Source organism: Undibacterium sp. Di26W (assembly GCF_049340265.1).
GTDB lineage: Bacteria > Pseudomonadota > Gammaproteobacteria > Burkholderiales > Burkholderiaceae_D > Undibacterium.
The window spans coordinates 131,213-150,308 of the sequence record NZ_JBMPOR010000014.1; the positions used below are offsets into that span (position 1 = coordinate 131,213).

13 protein-coding genes are annotated in these 19,096 nt (G+C 49.4%); 11 read left to right on the forward strand and 2 right to left on the reverse strand.

What is annotated here, in order from left to right:
* Positions 1-7: 7 nt before the first annotated feature.
* Entirely contained in the window at positions 8-2,890 is a 2,883-nt protein-coding gene (locus tag ACO0LM_RS17130; RefSeq protein WP_423038454.1) for a TonB-dependent receptor domain-containing protein, read from the reverse strand.
* Between the two features lie 621 nt (positions 2,891-3,511).
* Here ACO0LM_RS17130 and ACO0LM_RS17135 point away from each other — a divergent pair.
* The 7 genes from ACO0LM_RS17135 to ACO0LM_RS17165 all read left to right on the forward strand — a co-directional run bounded on the left by ACO0LM_RS17135 (position 3,512) and on the right by ACO0LM_RS17165 (position 13,737).
* Positions 3,512-6,157, forward strand: a complete 2,646-nt coding sequence (locus ACO0LM_RS17135; protein WP_423038455.1) for a zinc-dependent metalloprotease — start codon at positions 3,512-3,514, stop codon at positions 6,155-6,157.
* Positions 6,158-6,195: 38 nt separating this feature from the next.
* The gene (locus ACO0LM_RS17140; protein ID WP_423038456.1) at positions 6,196-6,354 is read left to right on the forward strand and encodes a hypothetical protein; all 159 of its coding nucleotides are present in this window, start codon (positions 6,196-6,198) and stop codon (positions 6,352-6,354) included.
* A gap of 463 nt (positions 6,355-6,817) precedes the next feature.
* Positions 6,818-9,568, forward strand: a complete 2,751-nt coding sequence (locus ACO0LM_RS17145; RefSeq protein ID WP_423038457.1) for a TonB-dependent receptor plug domain-containing protein — start codon at positions 6,818-6,820, stop codon at positions 9,566-9,568.
* Positions 9,569-9,694: 126 nt separating this feature from the next.
* Positions 9,695-11,692, forward strand: coding sequence for a S9 family peptidase (locus tag ACO0LM_RS17150; RefSeq protein WP_423038458.1), 1,998 nt, complete (start codon positions 9,695-9,697; stop codon positions 11,690-11,692).
* A gap of 147 nt (positions 11,693-11,839) precedes the next feature.
* The gene (ybaK, locus tag ACO0LM_RS17155) at positions 11,840-12,334 is read left to right on the forward strand and encodes a Cys-tRNA(Pro) deacylase (protein WP_423038477.1); all 495 of its coding nucleotides are present in this window, start codon (positions 11,840-11,842) and stop codon (positions 12,332-12,334) included.
* A gap of 89 nt (positions 12,335-12,423) precedes the next feature.
* The gene (gene plsY / locus ACO0LM_RS17160; protein ID WP_423038459.1) at positions 12,424-13,041 is read left to right on the forward strand and encodes a glycerol-3-phosphate 1-O-acyltransferase PlsY; all 618 of its coding nucleotides are present in this window, start codon (positions 12,424-12,426) and stop codon (positions 13,039-13,041) included.
* 222 nt (positions 13,042-13,263) lie between these two features.
* A complete protein-coding gene (locus tag ACO0LM_RS17165; RefSeq protein WP_423038460.1) occupies positions 13,264-13,737 on the forward strand; it encodes a cache domain-containing protein in 474 nt (157 codons plus the stop codon).
* A gap of 39 nt (positions 13,738-13,776) precedes the next feature.
* Here ACO0LM_RS17165 and tsaD read toward each other — a convergent pair whose 3' ends face one another.
* Positions 13,777-14,805 carry a tRNA (adenosine(37)-N6)-threonylcarbamoyltransferase complex transferase subunit TsaD gene (tsaD, locus tag ACO0LM_RS17170; RefSeq protein ID WP_423038461.1) on the reverse strand — a complete coding sequence of 343 codons (1,029 nt, stop codon included), beginning with the start codon at positions 14,803-14,805 and terminating at the stop codon, positions 13,777-13,779.
* Between the two features lie 157 nt (positions 14,806-14,962).
* Here tsaD and ACO0LM_RS17175 point away from each other — a divergent pair, with 157 nt between their 5' ends.
* From ACO0LM_RS17175 to ACO0LM_RS17190, 4 genes are all read left to right on the forward strand, one after another.
* Positions 14,963-15,631, forward strand: coding sequence for an ANTAR domain-containing response regulator (locus ACO0LM_RS17175; RefSeq protein WP_423038462.1), 669 nt, complete (start codon positions 14,963-14,965; stop codon positions 15,629-15,631).
* A 505-nt stretch (positions 15,632-16,136) separates the two neighbouring features.
* Positions 16,137-17,306, forward strand: a complete 1,170-nt coding sequence (locus ACO0LM_RS17180; RefSeq protein WP_423038478.1) for a CmpA/NrtA family ABC transporter substrate-binding protein — start codon at positions 16,137-16,139, stop codon at positions 17,304-17,306.
* 9 nt (positions 17,307-17,315) lie between these two features.
* Positions 17,316-18,218, forward strand: coding sequence for a nitrate ABC transporter permease (gene ntrB, locus ACO0LM_RS17185; protein WP_422985463.1), 903 nt, complete (start codon positions 17,316-17,318; stop codon positions 18,216-18,218).
* A 2-nt stretch (positions 18,219-18,220) separates the two neighbouring features.
* On the forward strand, positions 18,221-19,033 hold the full coding sequence (locus ACO0LM_RS17190; RefSeq protein WP_423038463.1) for an ABC transporter ATP-binding protein: 813 nt from the start codon (positions 18,221-18,223) through the stop codon (positions 19,031-19,033).
* Positions 19,034-19,096: the final 63 nt, after the last annotated feature.

Here is a 19,096-nt window from a genome sequence, read left to right on the forward strand (position 1 = left end):
AACGACATTATTGGAACTTATAGTTAGCCGCAAATGTGAAATAACGGCCTGTGTTGTTGTGCAACTGATCGTTATAACCATTGGCGATGAAACGTGGATCATATGGAGCTTTTGCATCAAACAGGTTAGCGATGGTTACACCGAGCGTCAGATTTTTGATGCCTGAGTATTTGTAACCAACATCTATGGTAGTCCAGGACGCTACACTGCAATCAGCGATGTATTGATTGAACAGTGGTATTCCACCCAGTGAGTAAGCAGTGGATGGTTGACCTGTACCATAGTGGCAATACGCCGCTGGGTAAATCGTTTGGTTATCAGAACGGCGCAGCAAGGAAATGCCGCTGACAAAGTTCACAGCACCAAAGATATTGTGCTCATTCTTCTTCCAGTTTGCGCCTAAGCGTGCTTTCACACGTGGAATGTCGCCACCTGAAGTGCTCCAGTCAGACAGACCGCCATTTGAGCCTACAATATTGGATTCATTATCACCAATATTCTCGGCCCTGCGATAGGAAAGAATATAAGTGCCGCTCAGGGATGTTTCTAATTTACCACCCGCCAATGCTGTACGATAGCGTGCATCAAAATCAATACCAGATGTTTCTGTTGCACCTTGGTTGATCCATGGTTCAGCAATAGACAACAAAGGTCCAGTATTTGGAATTGGATTGCCTTTGGCATCTTTCAACCAGTTTGCCTGATTTGGATCGCGAGTGATTCCAACAGTACTTGCAGATTCATGATCCAAAAGGAACTGTGCACTTGTCAGGATAACTTCTCCTTCCTTGCGCACTTTGTACCAATCCAGAGCAACGTCAAAATTACGTGTAGGTGACAATATTAATCCCAAGGTATAAGCCTTGGCTGTCTCTGGTTTCAGGTTAGGATTTGCACCGCCTGTACCGGAGGCACCTTTCGCACAATCGGTAGGGTCTGCTCCGGCAGCTGGGTTAGTCCCATCTGGGCAACGAACGCGATCTTGTAAGCCACTCAGGAAGAACTGTGCACCACCTGGAGTAACCTGGGTCAACGCAGGAGCGCGGAAGCCTTCGGAATAGCTGCCACGGAAAGCAATGGTGTCATTAGGTGTCCATTTTGCCCCAGCTTTTGGAGCAAAATTGGCTTTGAGTCCATCATATTTATCAAGGCGACCAGCAAAATCCATTTCAAAGGTCTTGGTAAATGGAGTGCGGAACTCAACAAAAGCAGAACCTACTTTACGCTTACCATCAATAATGGTGTTCGCAAACCCGTAGATATTACCAGCAGCTTTATCTGCATCTGGATCAAGCTTGATCTTTTCCTGACGGAGTTCAAAACCTGCAGCTACGCCAATCGGGCCGCCGCCCAGGCTACCGAACTCAGTACTACCTTTACCATCCCATTGTGTGATTTCGGATGTGCCGGTATCAACTGTGTTTCGGGAAATGTTAGGGTCAGCTGCGATGGAAGCAATAGAGCGATTATCCGTCATCAACTTGCGCAAGGTTGGCAGGTACAGATTACCAAAGCCCGTTGTTTTGACTTTGGATCTGCTCCACAGCACGCCTGTTTCCCAGTCGATACCTGCTGTTGTACCCTTCAAACCACCCAACAGACGAGCACTGTCAGCTTGTTCTTCACTACCACCCGGCAGGTTTTCAAAGCGATAGGCGAGTGCGGTACGGACAGTATATGGATTGTCGGGGTGACCAACAGGCAAGATCGCCTGGAACGGATCTGCCAAGCCAGTGGCTGTGAAATTGGTGGTAGGGGTCCGGCCATTGATGGCGATTGGTGCACCAGTATAGTAATTGGTATTTCTTGTTGCTGCGGCTTCACCAAATGCACTCAAATTGTCATTGATTTTAATTTCACCACGCCCCAGGAAGCTTGCCTCTTCTGAGCGATTTTGTACTTGTGTAATTCCATCAACGTCGTAGATACAGAAAGTTTTGTTCAAGAAAGCAGCATTGGCATGGTTTGCTGCAGTGCCAGTCACTTTTCTGGAATCAACGCAATTGGTCTGGAAAGACGAATTGGCTAAAGGGAAATTTTTGCTGCCAGGTGCAGATTCGCGGTACAGACCTGCCTGGTTGCTTACACCACTGTTTGATGATGCATTTGCCAATGCAGAGCCATCCCATATAGACAATCGGTTATTTAAGACACCGTACAAATCTTGCTGTATATCTTTTACACCGTCACGTTTCCAGACGGGGTCATGTTTGCTGAAATCGGCTGTGACAAAGAAGTTGTAACCATCTTTATACAGATCACCTTTGCCGTAGAAACCGTTGACATCTTTTTTGCCGAATTTATTGTCGTCGTTTGCACCTACAGTGGCAGAAATTTCGCCACCCTGGTAATCACGACGGGTAATAAAGTTGATTACACCGCCGATGGCGTCGGAACCATAAATCGCGGAGGCACCATCTTTCAATACTTCCACTTTCTCTAAAGCAGAAATTGGAATATTGTTCAGATCATAGAGTGTTGACTTTCCGTTGTTCGGATTTGCATACGGGGCCGGCGCCATACGACGACCATTCAACAGGATCAAAGTAGAAGTTGCACCAAGGCTGCGCAAGTCTGCAACAGCAACAGATCTGGAAAAACCGTTTTGATTTGCCGTATTGTTGTAACCGCCCGTGCCCATTCCTGGTACAAGAGCCTTCATCAGCTCAAGAACAGTTGCTGCACCACTGTTTCTGATTTCTTGGGTGCTAATCGTTTGAATTGCAGATGTACCTTCTTTGTCCGTTCGTTTGATGTTCGAGCCGGTAATTTCGATACGTTGCGGTGCTTCAGTCTGAGCGTGGGCATAACCCCCGATCAGCATGGAGCCAGCGAATATGCTGAGTGCCAGACGTACGGACTGTACGCCAACTTTTTCTTTGAAAATCATTATTATTCCCTCTTTATTGATAGACCAGATGCAATCGGGTGCCGGATCCGTTTGTGGCAGCTTAACTTTGGCACGTCGGAAAATTTTGTGAACTTCCATGTTTGCCTGTACTGCGGTCTGATGAGATATTGCTATGTTTTTTCCTCTTTAAATTTACGCCCGGGAAATGAAAAGCAATTAATCAAACAGAACTTTATTATGTAAATAAAATACCTTTATGGGAAAGCATTTGTTACGCTTTTTTGATTTCTTGTTGTATGACTGAGACAAGAAATGAAAATTTACTTTCGCAATTTCTGAAAAAGCACGGTTTTGTGACTTTTTTGAAAAGTCGCTTAATTACATATAATTTCAAGTAATAAGCTTATAAAAACAGAGAAAATAGCTTATTTTCTTGTAAATATGATCAATAAATCGATGTTTACTTGCTCAAACACATATATTTTTTCACTAAAAAATGCGAAAAAATTTTCAAATTATGAAATTTCTGCAAAAATCAACATGTGAAAAGGTTCCTGCAACTTGTAAGAACTTGTAACGAAAAATGTGGTCTACAAACACAGTCAGGTAGCGCCCGGGGACGGGTTGACTGCCTGTTTTTAATTTAACCAGGATTGATTTATGAAATCGTCAAAAGAAAGCCATTTTAAGAAAAAGACCATGCTGCTTTTGTTGTGTGCAATGAGTAGCGCAGCATTTGCGCAAACACCGCCAGCAGCACCTGTTGCCAGTGCTCCGGCTGCAAACGGTACACTTACTCCTGCGCCCAGTGCTGCCCCTGTTGCTGCCCCGGTGGCATTGCGTCCTTTCAAAGATATCATTAAGGATGCCAAAGAGCTTAGAGGCTTTTTCAATCTGTATCAGAAAGACGACAAGGTCTGGCTGGAAATTCGTCCTGAGCAATTCGACAAGCCCTTCCTGTTCACTTATAACATCCCGAACAGCATAGGTGAGCGCGGTCTGTATGGCAGCCAGATGGGGGGCGGCCACCAGGCGGTATTCCATAAAATCGGTAACCAGGTGCAATTGCTGGCAAAAAATACCGATTATTACGCTACCCCAGGTACACCACAGGCAAAGGCTGTGGCCCAGGCGTTTTCTGACAGCCTGTTGGGCAGTGCCCCTGTGTTGAGTTCGCCGCATGCAGAATCGAAAGGCATCCTGATTGATGCCAGCGCCTTGCTGTTCTCTGATATCCCTGGCTATTCGACCCGTCTGGAATCGGCTTATCGCATGGCTTATGCGATTGACCGTAGCAATACCAGCTTCAGCAAGATCAATGTAGATGAATCATTGACAGGTTTCCTGGTGAATACGCATTTCTTCGTGCCAAGAATTGCCGCCGCACCACTGGTGCCTTTGCCGGTTCCTATGCCAACACCGCCAACGACTACCCCAGACCCGCGCAGTTTCTTCGTCGGCTTTTACTATAACTTCTCTGCCTTGCCGAAAGAGGTAATGCGCCCACGTATGGCAGATGACCGTATTGGCCACTTCGTGACTACCAGCTACGATTTTACCGATGACATCAAGCCCAAGACTTCACGTCATTTCGTGAACCGCTGGCGTCTGGAAAAGAAAGACCCAACTGCTGCCCTGTCTGAACCGGTACAGCCCATCGTTTACTGGCTGGATAAAAACGTCCCTGAGAAATACCGCAAATCGATTACCGAAGGCATCCTGGAATGGAACAAGGCTTTCGAGAAGATCGGCTTCAAGAATGCCGTGGTCGCCAAACAGCAGGCGGAAAGTGATACCTTTGACACCATGGATGCAGGCCATGCGTCCGTTCGCTGGTTTGTCGGTGCCGATGTCGGCTTTGCGATTGGCCCTTCACGGGTCGATGACCGCAGTGGCGAAATCCTGGATGCCGACATTGGTATGTCCGATGTATTTGCCCGTGGTGCCCGTCGCATGATAGGTGAAGACGTGGGCGGCCAGGTCGCCAGCCACCAGCACAACAGTGACTGCGATTTTGCCCACGAAGCGGCAATGGAAATGGGCTTTGCCATGGAATTGCTGGAAGCACGCGGTGAAGTGGACATGGATAGCCCGAAAGCAGAGGCACTGGCGCAAGCCTATGTCAAAGACGTCATCATGCATGAGGTTGGTCATACCCTGGGCTTGCGTCACAACTTCCGCTCATCCACCATCTACACCTTGAAGCAATTGCAGGACCCGGCCTTCACCAAGGCCAATGGTCTGGCAGGATCGGTCATGGATTACATCCCCTTCAACCTGTCTACCAAGGGTGAGCCACAGGGTGAGTATGTGATGTCTTCACTTGGCCCATACGATTACTGGGCGATTGAATATGCATACAAGCCGATAGACGCCGACAAGGAAAAAGACGAACTGACACGCATTGCGTCACGTTCTACGGAACCGCTGCTGGCTTACGGCACGGATGAAGATTCCATGGGCACCTTAGTGTCTGATCCTGATGTCAACGTCTTCGATCTGGGTTCTGATCCTTTGACGTATATCCAGAAGCGCCTGACGATTTCCCGTGAGTTGTGGGACAAATTGCAGACCCGCCAATTGAAGGCTGGCGACAGTTATGAAAGCCTGCGTCGCAGTTTTGAATATGGTTTCGGTCAATTTGCCCGTACCGTACCGCTGGCGACCAAATATGTCGGTGGCACCACCTTCCTCAGGGACCATGCCGGAACTGGTCGCGCTACCTTCACCCCTGTGCCGGTAGAGCGTCAGCGTCAGGCTTTGAAGCTGGTGTCAGACAGCTTGTTTACGGCCAAGAGCTTTGTGTTCACACCGGAATTGTTGAGCCGTCTGGGTGTGGATCACTTCCAGCGTGCTGGTCGTAGCGATATTTCTATTTCGGCCCGTCTGCTGGGTTTGCAAACTGCGGCGCTGGATCAGTTGATGTCAGACGTGGTTGCGCAACGTATGCTCAATACGGCAGAAAAACTGCGTGATCCAAAGAAAGTGCTGTCCCTGCATGAACTGTACGGCAATCTGCAGGCCAGTATCTGGAGTGAATTGTCCAATGGCACAGAAATCACATCTGCCCGCCGCAATTTACAGCGTGAGCATCTGAAGCGTTTATCGAATGCCCTGATCAAGCCGACTGCAACAGCACCAGCAGATGCCCGCAGTTTGCAAAGGGAACAGGCTACGCAATTGCTGTCCGCCATTCGTGGCGCTGTCGGCAAACCGATGAGCCCTGAGTCGCGGGCGCACTTGTCAGAAAGCCTGGCTACCTTGAATGAGGTGTTGAAAGCTTCACTGGTAAAAACAGGCATCTAAGATCGTAAAATGGTGCTGAGCGTTTGTAAGCTGGCCTGATGCGTCAGGCCGTCTCTGAAACCCGTGCTTCTGGCACGGGTTTTTTTATTGAAGCGCGGCATTTGAGCGGGTTGGCGATGGAATATTTACTATCAATTGACTACGAATTTACTGGTGGAAAACGCAAAAAAGCCAGCGTATACATGGTATTTCCATAACGTAATGGCGAATTGATATTGCATAAATGAAATAACTCAAAAAAACAACGTCCTGAATATATTTATAAAGTTAGTTAAGAAGTAATTTTTAAAAACTTAATTTTGGTAGAAAAGAAAAATCCATAAAAAACATTCCTTTTGCTAAAAAAATAAAAACATTATTTCCTAATTTAACAAATATCGAATTCATCATTCCGAAATGCAGCGATAAAAACCCTGCAAGTAACATTCTGTAACGCCTCATAATCGAATTTCTTTCAATGGTCGTAGTGCTTTTGCAAGTAAAAATGCCGGGAGTGTGTGAAGCAAACAGTTTTTTGAAGGAGGACTGTTTGCTACCGAATGGCATGTCATGGATGTGGATACAAGGGATGAATGTCGATATCCATCAGTCATGGCGGCAATGACGATACAGGAAAGAGAAACGCGCTTGCATTGAAAAAATAAACCAGAAAGGTAATTCATGAAGCTGAGTCGTCTCACATTCGCGCTGTCCAGCATAGGTCTGTTCTCAATCGCCACCGGCGTATTGGCACAGGTAACCACCACCCAAGAGGATGAAAAGAAAGCAGAAAAAGTCCAGAAAGTGGAAGTGACTGGTTCAAAAATCAAACGCATCAATTACGAAACCGCATCACCGGTGCAAGTGATCACCCGGGATGAAATCGTACGTGGCGGTGCTACTTCCCTGACGGAAGTGCTAAGAACCATTTCTGCCAACCAGGGCGGTATTGATGAAAACCGTACCAATGGTTTTACCGCTGGCGCATCCGGCCTGAACCTGCGCGGTATCGGTAGCCAGGCAACCCTGGTACTGATCAATGGCCGTCGCCTGGCCGCCTATGCGCAACCAGAATATCAAACCACCTTCGTTGATTTGAATTCCGTGCCTGTGGGCGCGGTTGAGCGCATCGAAGTCTTGAAAGACGGCGCATCGGCGATTTACGGTTCTGAAGCGATGGCGGGTGTGGTCAACATCATCTTGCGTGACAATTTTGTCGGGGCAGAAATCAGTGGCTCAATCTCGCAATCACAAAAAAATGATGGTGAGCAAGTCCGCACCACCATGAGCTACGGTTTTGGTAGTCTGGTCGAAGATCACTACAACGTGTATGCCACCCTGGATATCCGCCAGCGCAAGCCCATGTTCATCAGCAAGCGCGATGATTACCTGAGTACCGAAGATCTGCGTCCATATGGCTATAAGGATAACCGGTCACTGTACACTTTCCCTGGCAATATTTACTGGACGGACAAGGCGACTGGAAAATTCGTTTCCCGTAGCCTTGACAAGAATTGCCCAGCAAATAATCTGGTTCCTGCCGATACCTTCTTTGGTGCCGGCACACTGGGAACCGCCTGCGTATTCGATGACCTCAAAGATGCATCGGTGAACTCTGGCGGTAAAACTGACCGTGTTGGTCTGATCAGCCGTGGCACATGGCAGGTCAATGCTGACATGACTGCATTTGCCGAAATCATGTACAACCAGAATAAAGCCACCGTCACCGGTTTGCCCCACTGGTTTGCCGGTCAAAATGGACTGGATACCGGGCCTTTGCCAATCACCCACCCACAATATCCTAAAGAGCTGATTGATCCTGTCACTGGCAAGACTTTGGCGGGCGGTAACGGTACCGTGCGTGTGCGCGCATCCCTGAAAGACTTTCCGGGCCAGGGGCTGGAAAATACGACTGATTTCGGTCGTTATCTGGCGGGCTTGAAAGGAACGTATTCCAACTGGGATTGGGAATCCGCGTTGATGTACAACACCAGCAAGGTGGAATCCAAGGCCACTGCCGGCCTCTTGTCCGTGCCCTTTATTGCCGCCTATAACAGCGGTACTTTCCTGTTTGGCAGCTCGGCACAGAACGCTGATCTGTACAAGAAAATCGTGACAGACTCTTCGGACAATTTTAAGTCTGGCATGTATATGTGGGACGCCAAAGTGTCGGGCGAATTGATGCAGCTGCCGGCTGGGCCATTGTCCATCGCGGTTGGTGCTGAAGCACGTCGTGAAACCCTGGAAGTCAATCCTTCACAGTTATCCATCGACGGCGCTTTGTACCACAGGGCACAATCGCAACCAGGTTATACACGTGGCCGCAATATTGCATCCACCTATGCTGAATTGTCGGTACCTATTTTCAAGACCCTGGAAGGCCAGATTGCCGGGCGTTATGACCGTTATTCCGATTATGGTAATTCGACTACACCAAAAGTGGGTTTGAAATGGAATGTGCATCCGACACTGATGGTGCGCGGTACATATGCAACCGGTTTCCGTGCACCGACGCTGGTAGAAAACTCTACCCAGATACTGAAGGCTTTCCTGTCTTATCGTGATCCTGAGCGTTGCAACGATAAATTCAAGAATGGCTGCCAATGGAGTAGTTCTTATGAAAGCGGTTCCAACCCAGCCCTGAAACCAGAAACAGCAGATAGCTTTACCCTGGGCTTGGTATGGGAACCAACTACCTGGTTGAATGCCAGCCTGGATTTCTGGCAGATCAAGCGTAAGGATGAAATCTCTACATTCGATCTGACCACGGTATTGGCAAATCCTGGACGCTATGCAGGTAATCCGGCCGCAGTCATTACGCGCGATCCTTTGAGCGCAGCCGACAAAGCCGCCGGCGCCACTGCTGGTGAAATCACCAACCTCAGGTTGTTGCTGACTAATGTGGCAACCACCCAGGTGCGTGGTGTGGATATGGACATTAATGCCAATTTCAATCTGGGCGAATATGGCCGTATCAATCCTAATCTCAAGGTCACTTACAATCACTCGTATAAATCTGCGCCGTCACCAGAGGCCGAAGCGATTGAATACGCGGGTTCCCGTAATCAGCCGCGGGTCCAGGCAACTGCGGGTATAGCATGGGAAAAAGCCGCATGGAAGGCATCGCTGGATGCCGTGCATATCGGCCACATGTCGTCGAATGGTGACTTTACTCAACCATGCGTATTTGCAACCCAGGGTTATGCCAACTTGTGCAAGGACATTCCATCCTTCACGACTTTTAACCTGGGTGGCAGTTATTCTGGTCTGATGAAAAATCTTAAATTGAGTTTTGCCATCAGAAACGTGCTGGATCGCATGCCTCCGTTTGCGCCTAGCGCAACGTCAGCGCAAGCCATTGCAGCCATTACCAGCTTGCATGATGTGGTAGGTCGTTACTTCCAGATCACAGTGGATTACAAATTCAAGTAATTTCATGAGCTGATAAGTGCCGGAATCCCAGATTCCGGCACTTATTTTTTTTGCGGCTTTTCTGATACATAGTGGTATAGAGATATAAAAAAGAGTAATAAGAACTGATTCTGAGGGAGATAAATCGTGAAGAAACAATTTTACGGGGCCGTCATGGCTGGCATGGTATGCGCAACTGCTGCAGTCTGTGTGCCCGCGTTTGCAGACAAATCCATACCGGTGGCAGATTTTTTCAAGAAAGCACAATTCAGCGGTCGCCCGGTATTGTCACCCGATGGCCAGAGCATGGCAGTACTGACACCACGCAATGGCCGTTTTGTGCTGGCCATCATCCGCCTTGATTCGCGCCAGCCCAAAGTGATTGCCGCGGATTCAGAATATGACATCGTTGCCCCAACCTGGGTCAACGACAAGCGTCTGGTATTCAGTGTGAGTCGTGGCAGTGATGTCGTCCTGGAAGACAATGATGGCGGTGGCCTGTTCGCCGTCAATAGTGATGGCTCCGCTTTCCGCAAACTGGTACCTACCAGGAAGGAGGCGCTCGGCAGTAATATTGCTTATAAGCCGTTTTCCGTGTTGGCACGGGTTTTAGATGGCAGTAATGACCTGATTGTTGTTAACAACCAGCGCGGCAGGGATGCTCAATTGGGAGCTTCGGACGTATTGCGCCTTGATACTGTCACGGGGCGGACCAAGCTGCTGACCTTCGATAACCCCGGTAAGGTTAGTGACTGGATACTTGACCATAACAATGTCATACGCGTTGCTGTGTCCAACGGTGTCGATCCGGACAATAAGCGTGTCAAACAGGTAGTGTATTACCGCGATGCCGAAAGCGAATCGTGGAAAGCCATTCATGTGGCTTACTGGGATGAAGGCAAGGAAATGCATCCGCTGGGCTTTGACTTTGATAATAAAACTTTGCTGGTGGCAGGTCGCTTCAATGGTCGTGACAAAACGGCAGTGTATATATGGGACTTCGCCAAAAAAACAGTTGGTGAGATGGTGGCAGATCATCCCGATGTGGATGTATCAGATCTGGCAATGGAGAGTCTGCGTAAAAAGCTCATTGGCGTCAGTGTAGATGGTATGTTGCCTGAAATGATTTTCTTCGACGATGACTATGCCAAACTGGATGCAACGTTAAAGGCAAGTTTTCCTGGACAAAAGGTTTCATTCCAGTGGAGTGGCAAGAATGTCGTTGTCGCCGTGCGTGGTGACAATAACGTTGGTTCTGTTTACTTTTATGACACCGAGAAAAAAGTGCTGGAACCTGTGTACGTCGTTAAGCCTGAATTTGAAGGCAAGAAATTATCGGCGCAAAAGGTCATCAATTACACAGCACGTGACGGCTTGAATATTCCAGCTTACCTGACTTTGCCGGAAGGGATGCCAGCGAAAAACCTACCCCTGGTAGCATATGTTCATGGTGGGCCGCATGCGCGTGATCACCATGGCTATGACCCCATTACACAAATGCTGGCATCACGCGGCTATGCGGTTTTACAGCCGCAATTCCGCATGTCTACCGGTTTTGGATGGAAGCATCATACCGCCGGCTGGAAACAGTGGGGCCTGGCTATGCAGGATGACATTACGGACGGGGTGGAGAATTTGGTCAGGCAGGGCATTGTTGACAAGAATCGTGTCTGCATCATCGGTGCCAGCTATGGTGGTTACGCCACCATGTACGGTCTGGTGAAAGACCCTGATCTGTACAAATGCGGTGTTAACTGGGTAGGTGTGACCGATGTCAAAATGCTGTTTACCGTCAACTGGTCAGATATGTCCGGCCCCTATATGGATAATATGGGGGCAAAAATGCATGGCGATCCAAAAACTGACGATGCCTATTTCCATAAAGTGTCGGCGATAGAAAACTCCAGCAAGATCAAGGCACCGGTCTTGATGGCATATGGCAGCGAAGACGTTAGGGTTCCGCTGATTCATGGTGAAAAAATGCGCGACAAGTTGCTGGCACAAGGCAATACGGTGGAATGGATGGTATTTACCGGTGAAGGCCATGGCTGGGCAAAAGAGAGCAACAATATCAAATGGGGTGAAGCTGTCCTGCGTTTCATAGACAAATATATCGGCGACAATTCTCCCGCAGCCAAAAAATAAGAGGCGTGGCGTAAAAAAATCACAACCGACAGCTTTGCCTGTCGGTTTTTTTATTCCCGGTGAATTGGAGCGCAAATTATGCAAGTTGGCCATCGGAGGCTATAATTTGCAGCGGTATATTTCGCAAATCCTGTTTTTGAGAGTGTAATTTTGGCCAAGAAAGAACATGTTTCGGTAACCCAGGCAACGCAGTTCCTGCGCAAGCACAAGGCAGAATTTTCTGAACATCCGTATGCATACGAAGAACATGGCGGCACCGGCGTGTCTGCGCGCGAATTGGGTGTAGATGAGCATGCTGTAGTGAAAACCTTGGTGATGCAGGATGACACTGCCAAACCTTTGATCGTATTGATGCACGGTGACAGAAAGGTGTCGACCAAAAACCTGGCAAGACAGATAGGCTGTAAATCGGTAGAACCCTGCAAGCCAGAGAATGCACAAAAGCATTCTGGCTATCTGGTTGGTGGTACCTCACCCTTCGGCACTAAAAAGGCCATGCCTGTCTATGTAGAGCGCAGCATACTGGCTTTACCCAAGATTTACATCAATGGCGGCCAGCGCGGTTATCTGGTGGGTATTGCGCCGGGCTTGCTGGAAAGTCTGTTGCAGGCCAGCCCCGTTGATTGCGCCCTGGAAGAGTAATCAGCCCCGCTGCCCCGGTTTTTGCCAGATGCGCTGGCTACTGGCATATACTTGCGGGGAATTTTTCCCCATGAAGAATAAGGATCAAGATGAATACAATACTGGCAGCCGTTGCCGCTTACCTGATCGGTTCATTGTCGTTTGCTGTGGTGGTCAGCAAATTGTTTGGCCTGGCTGACCCGCGTACGTATGGATCAAAAAATCCTGGCGCGACCAATGTTTTACGCAGCGGTAACAAGGCGGCCGCAGTGCTGACCCTGCTGGGTGATGCCGTCAAGGGTTGGCTGGCAGTCTGGCTGGCCAGCACCTATGCAGTCCAGTTTGGTCTGGATGATGGCAGCGTTGCCCTGGTGGCGATTGCCGTTTTCCTGGGGCACTTGTGGCCGGTGTTTTTCAAGTTTGTTGGTGGCAAAGGCGTGGCAACTGCTGCCGGTGTCCTGATCGGGATTGATATCTGGCTGGGGGTGGCGACGCTTGCTACCTGGATGATCGTGGCTTTTGCGTTCCGTTATTCTTCTCTGGCTGCCCTGATCGCAGCCATCTTCGCGCCCTTATATTACGGCTTCCTGTTTGGCCCGGATATCAAGTTGCTGGCCGTATTTGTAATGAGCGGTTTGCTGATATATCGCCATGGTCAGAACATCGTGAATTTAATGAATGGCAAGGAAAGCCGTTTGGGAAGCAAGAAAGAAAGTGTTAAAAAGTAAGTAATGCGGCAAATAGCGCTAGATTTTTTTCAGTTTGTTAATTATCCTGAAGTAACAATGTCAGGACTTATGCAAAATTGTCCCAGTAAGGCCCTGCAACGTATGTAGGGCGGTTTTGCGTAAGTCTCAGATGTAAGATCGTAAACGGCTCTAAGAAATTGATGAGTTACTTGGGTTACCTGGGCTATCACAGCCTTGCACCCTCACACGATGGAGCTGGAAATGATTGCGAGTTCATACCGTTTGCGTTTCCTGAATTTTTGCCTGATCAGTTTTGTGCTGGTGTTAATGAGCCTGCCGGTACATGCCGCTGAGCATGGCACAGCCAATGAAGCAAAAGCATTGGTGCAAAAAGCGATTGATGCCATGAAAAAGAATGGCGTTGACACCATCGTCGCTGAGATCAATAAACGTGATGGTCAATATCAGGACCGGGATTTATATGTGGTCGTGTACGACATGAAGGGCAAAAATATCGCCCACCTGAATCCCAAGATGGTTGGCAAGGACATGATAGATCTTACCGATGTGGATGGTAAATTCTTTATCCGCGAACGGCTGGAATTAGTCAAGGCCAAGGGTAAAGGCTGGCAAGACTATAAATTTGTCAATCCAAGCACCAAACAGATAGAGCCCAAGTCCATGTACATAGAAAAATATGAGGGCGTGATTGTTGGTTGTGGCATCTACAAGTAAAGTAGCCCAGGCCGATGAAGACCTGGGTGCGGTAGCCTGTCAGGCTTCCAGTAATTCTTGCAAAGGCCAGCGTGGCCGTACATTGAAACCATAGTCCCGTGTAGCCAGTGCGGGATTTTTTTTGAGTCGCATGGCACCGGCAAAGGCAATCATCGCACCATTGTCGGTACAGAATTCCAACTCGGGGTAATAGACTTGAAAGCGGCGTTTTTGTGCCGCTGCATTCAAGGATGCGCGCAATTGCTGATTCGCGCCGACGCCCCCGGCAATCACCAGCCGCTTCAAGCCACTCTCGCGTATCGCCGTCACACATTTCGCTGTCAGTACGTCCACAATGGCATCGACAAAACCACGGGCGATATTGGCTTTGTCCTGTTCACAAATATTCGCAGGGTGATTTTTGACGACTGTCAGGACTGCAGTTTTCAAGCCAGAAAAACTGAAATTCAAATCTTTGGAATGCAACATGGGACGCGGGAATTTATAAACAGTTGGATCACCAAATTCTGCCATGCGTGAAATAGCTGGGCCGCCAGGGTAAGACAGGCCCAGCAATTTGGCCGATTTGTCAAAAGCTTCACCGGCAGCATCGTCCAGCGTCTCTCCCAGTAATTGATAGCGACCCACCCCATCGACACGCATCAATTGCGTGTGCCCACCCGACACCAGCAAGGCGATGAAGGGAAATTCTGGTGGTTTGCTGGCCAGTAAGGGCGATAGCAAATGGCCTTCCAGGTGATGTACGCCCAATACCGGCTTGTCCAGCGCCAAGCCCAATCCGCAGGCGACGGATGCACCCACCAGCAGGGCACCGGCCAAGCCTGGCCCCTGGGTGTAGGCAATCGCATCTATCTGCTGTTTCTTCAAGCCGGATGTGGTCAGGATTTCTGTCAGCAAGGGCAAGGCACGCCTGATATGGTCACGCGAGGCCAGTTCCGGCACGACGCCGCCATATTCCTGGTGCATGGCGATTTGTGAGTGCAGGGCATGGGCAAGCAGACCCTGTTCGGTGTCGTACAGGGCCAGGCCGGTTTCATCGCAGGAAGATTCAACTCCAAGAACTATCATGTTAATTTCTAAATGGCGCAGAGCACAGCCTGGTCCGTCTCGCCATGGGTGGACCGATGAATGACAGGAAATGATGCTTTTACTTAAATAATATGGCGGATTGGTGCGAATCTTGCTAAAGAACGCATACCTAGATTATATCTGCCATGGCCCATCTATGCGCACCAAACAGAATAGTGTTAATGCGACAATGCCTGTTTCGCCCAGCTTGCGTATCGTTGTGGTGAATACGGTCATACAGACCGAGGATGAGTTGCATGAAGACGCGCAGGCACAGCTGGCGCGTTCGCGCGCCCTGCGCATAGGGTTGCTGCAGGCTGGCTATAACATCATTGCCGTGATTCCTGGTGATATGTATATGAGTGAGCGCGTAGCGCAATTGCAACCGGACATGATCATCATTGATGCCGAATCCGATTCACGTGACGTGCTTGAGCATATGGTCATGGTGACACGCGACGCCCCCCGCCCCATAGTCTTATTCACAGAAGACGGCAACCAGTCGAATATGGCCGCAGCCATGGAAGCCGGAGTGTCGGCCTATGTCGTCGCCGGGCTGCAGTCGGACCGCATCAAGCCTGTGCTGGATGTCGCCATGGCGCGCTTCAACGCTGACCAGAAGCTGCGCAGCGAATTGTCGGATACCAAGGCCAAGCTGCTTGAACGCAAAACCATAGAGCGGGCCAAGGGCTTGTTGATGCAAAGGCATCAGTTGTCGGAAAACGAAGCCTATCAAAGAATGCGCAAGCAAGCCATGGAAAAGAACCTGAAACTGGTGGATCTGGCGCAGCGCATGCTGGATGTCGCCGATTTGCTGGGTGGGTAGAACGCATTTCCCTGATGCGCACTCATGGTTATGCACGGTCCCTCATGGTCACTCATGGTGAATAGTTAGTGCACAGCAGATGGCAGTCCAAGTTTGTGCGTGTAATTGGTGCGCTGCGTCATTCCGGTGCGAAATGAGTTCTGGCAGTCCTTGATTTTGTATCACTGGGGGTAGGTTAAAGAGCTGTAGCCACGCAATCTGCTCTGGCACGGCAATTGCTAATGAAAGAGAAAGCGCCAACGCTGGCGCTACAGAATAAATGAGACTGACTAACGATGGTCACCTCATTAGACAAAGGTGTCTTTCTACTGGTTTTTTTACCACGTGGAATGACACCTTTTTTCGTTGCAGAAAAACTTTCTCAGGCTGGAGTGCAGACATGTCGAATCAGGAATCGAATAAGAAATCTCTCATCATTGATGTCAACAAGCAGGAAGATCATGAACCGAATTTCAAACGTCGCAGTTTATTGCAAAGCGCTGCATTGGCAACGGGAGCTGGCATCATGGGTCTGAGTACAGGTGGTGTATGGGCAGCCGGATCAGACAAGCCAGAAAAAGAAGAAGTACATATTGGCTTTATTCCACTGACTGATTGCGCTTCAGTGGTGATGGCCTCTGTCCTGGGTTTCGACAAGAAATACGGCATCAAGATTATCCCTACCAAAGAATCATCCTGGGCCAGCGTACGCGACAAACTGGTGAACGGTGAACTGGATGCTGCCCATGTCTTGTATGGCTTGCTGTATGGCGTGCAACTGGGCGTCGGCGGCAACAAGAAAGACATGTCGGTACTGATGACGCTGAACAATAATGGCCAGGCGATTACGCTGTCCAAAAAACTGGCAGAAAAAGGTGCGGTAGATGGTGCAGGCCTGGCCAAGCTGATGCAGACCGACAAGCGCGAATATACCTTTGCCCAGACTTTCCCTACCGGTACCCACGCCATGTGGCTGTATTACTGGCTGGCGGCACATGGCATCAACCCCATGAAAGATGCCAAGGTCATTACCGTGCCGCCACCACAAATGGTTGCCAATATGCGTGTCGGCAATATGGATGGTTACTGTGTCGGTGAACCCTGGAACCACAGGGCGATTGCCGACGGTATCGGCATCACCGCAGCAACGACACAGGATATCTGGAAAGACCATCCGGAAAAAGTATTGGGTACTACGGCCGAATTCGTACAGAAATATCCGAATACCGCACGCGCCATGGTTGCCGCAATTCTGGAAGCTGGACGCTGGATCGATGCTTCGCTGTCCAACAAAATCAAAATGGCAGAAACCATCGCTGATAAATCCTACGTGAACACATCGGTTGATGTCATCAATCAGCGTATTTTGGGCCGCTATCAAAATGGCCTGGGCAAGACTTGGGATGACCCTAACTACATGAAATTCTTTAACGACGGCGCGGTGAATTTCCCTTACCTGTCAGACGGCATGTGGTTCCTGACTCAGCATAAGCGCTGGGGTTTGCTGAAGACGGATCCTGATTACCTGGCGGTGGCAAAGGCAGTTAACCGTATTGACGTATACAAGGATGCAGCGGCCATGGCCAAGGTATCCGTTCCCAAGGATGTCATGCGCAGTAGCAAGTTCATGGATGGTACGGTCTGGGATGGAAAAAACCCGGCTGCCTATGCAGCTTCCTTCAAAATCAAGGCTTAAGGAGTCGCAATGAATACCTTGGTACATGGTGCAATGCAAAAGCCCGCTGTGGAAAAAACCGAATCGGCAGTCGTCGAACTCAAACCGGCAAAGGTGAAGCCAGTGAAAAATCCAACTGCAAAGAAGCAGCGCTCTTTCCGCCCATTCTTTCTGAGCGTGCTGCCACCCCTGTTTGGCATAGGCATGCTGATCTTGATCTGGGAAATTATCGCGGTCAAGAACAGTACCTTTCCTTCGCCATGGGTCACCCTGCAGGAAGCCATCAAGGTATTCTCTGATCCTTTTTATCAAAAGGGGCCGAATGACCAGGGCATAGGATGGAATATCTATGCGTCCTTGAAACGGGTAGCAGTGGGTTTTGGTCTGGCTGCTGCGGTCGGTATACCGCTCGGCTTCCTGATCGGACGTTTCAAGTTCCTGTCGGGCATGTTCAATCCCATCATCAGCTTGCTGAAGCCGGTGTCGCCGTTGGCCTGGTTACCGATAGGTTTGCTGGTGTTCAAGTCTGCACATCCGGCAGCGATCTGGTCGATTTTTATCTGTTCGATCTGGCCGATGATCATCAACACCGCAATTGGTGTGCAGCGCGTGCCGCAAGACTATATGAATGTGGCCAAGGTTCTCAATTTGTCTGAATGGAAAATAGTCACAAAAATTTTATTGCCATCTGTATTGCCCTACATGTTGACGGGTGTGCGCCTTGCGATAGGCACAGCCTGGCTGGTGATCGTGGCGGCAGAAATGCTGACTGGTGGTGTCGGTATCGGTTTCTGGGTATGGGATGAATGGAATAACCTGAATGTGCCGCACATCATTATCGCCATCGTGGTGATTGGTATGGTGGGCTTGATACTTGAACAAATTCTGGTGGCAATTGCACGTGCCTTTACTTACGAAGATGTGGGAGCATGATCATGAACGAAATCGACAACAAGTACATCGCCATCAGTCAGGTTGAAATGGTATTTCATACCCGCAAAGGCAGCTTCCATGCCCTGCGTGATATTAACCTGAATGTCGCCAAGGGCGAATTCATTACCCTCATTGGTCACTCTGGCTGTGGCAAGTCAACCTTGTTGAACCTGATCGCCGGTTTAACCAATGCCACTGCAGGCACACTGATTTGCGCCAACCGCGAAATTTCCGGCCCTTCGCCGGAACGTGGCGTGGTGTTTCAAAATCATTCCTTGCTGCCGTGGCTGACTTGTTATGAAAATGTTTTCCTGGCGGTGGAGCGCGTATTTGGTGCAACCGAAAACAGTACCAAATTGCAGAAACGCACCATGCAGGCATTGGCGCTGGTCGGGTTGACGCATGCAGAAAAAAAACGCCCGAATGAAATTTCTGGTGGCATGAAGCAGCGCGTCGGTATCGCCCGTGCGCTGGCGATAGAGCCGAAAGTCTTGCTCATGGATGAACCCTTCGGTGCACTGGATGCCTTGACGCGTGCCCATTTGCAGGATGAACTCTTGAAGATCGTCGCCAAGACCCAATCGACTGTGGTGATGGTGACGCATGATGTGGACGAGGCTGTGCTACTGTCTGATCGTATCGTCATGCTGACGAATGGCCCGGCGGCGACTATCGGTGAAGTCCTGAAAGTGGATCTGGAAAGGCCGCGTGATCGTGTCGCTCTGGCACAAAATCCCAGGTATGCGCAATACAGGACAGAAGTGCTGGAATTCTTGTACCACCGCCAATCACATCCTGTGCATGAGGCGGCATGATTTTCCTGTTGCCGTGATGTACTGATGCCAGTAACACCCTGATCTGACCTTCAGCCGATAGAT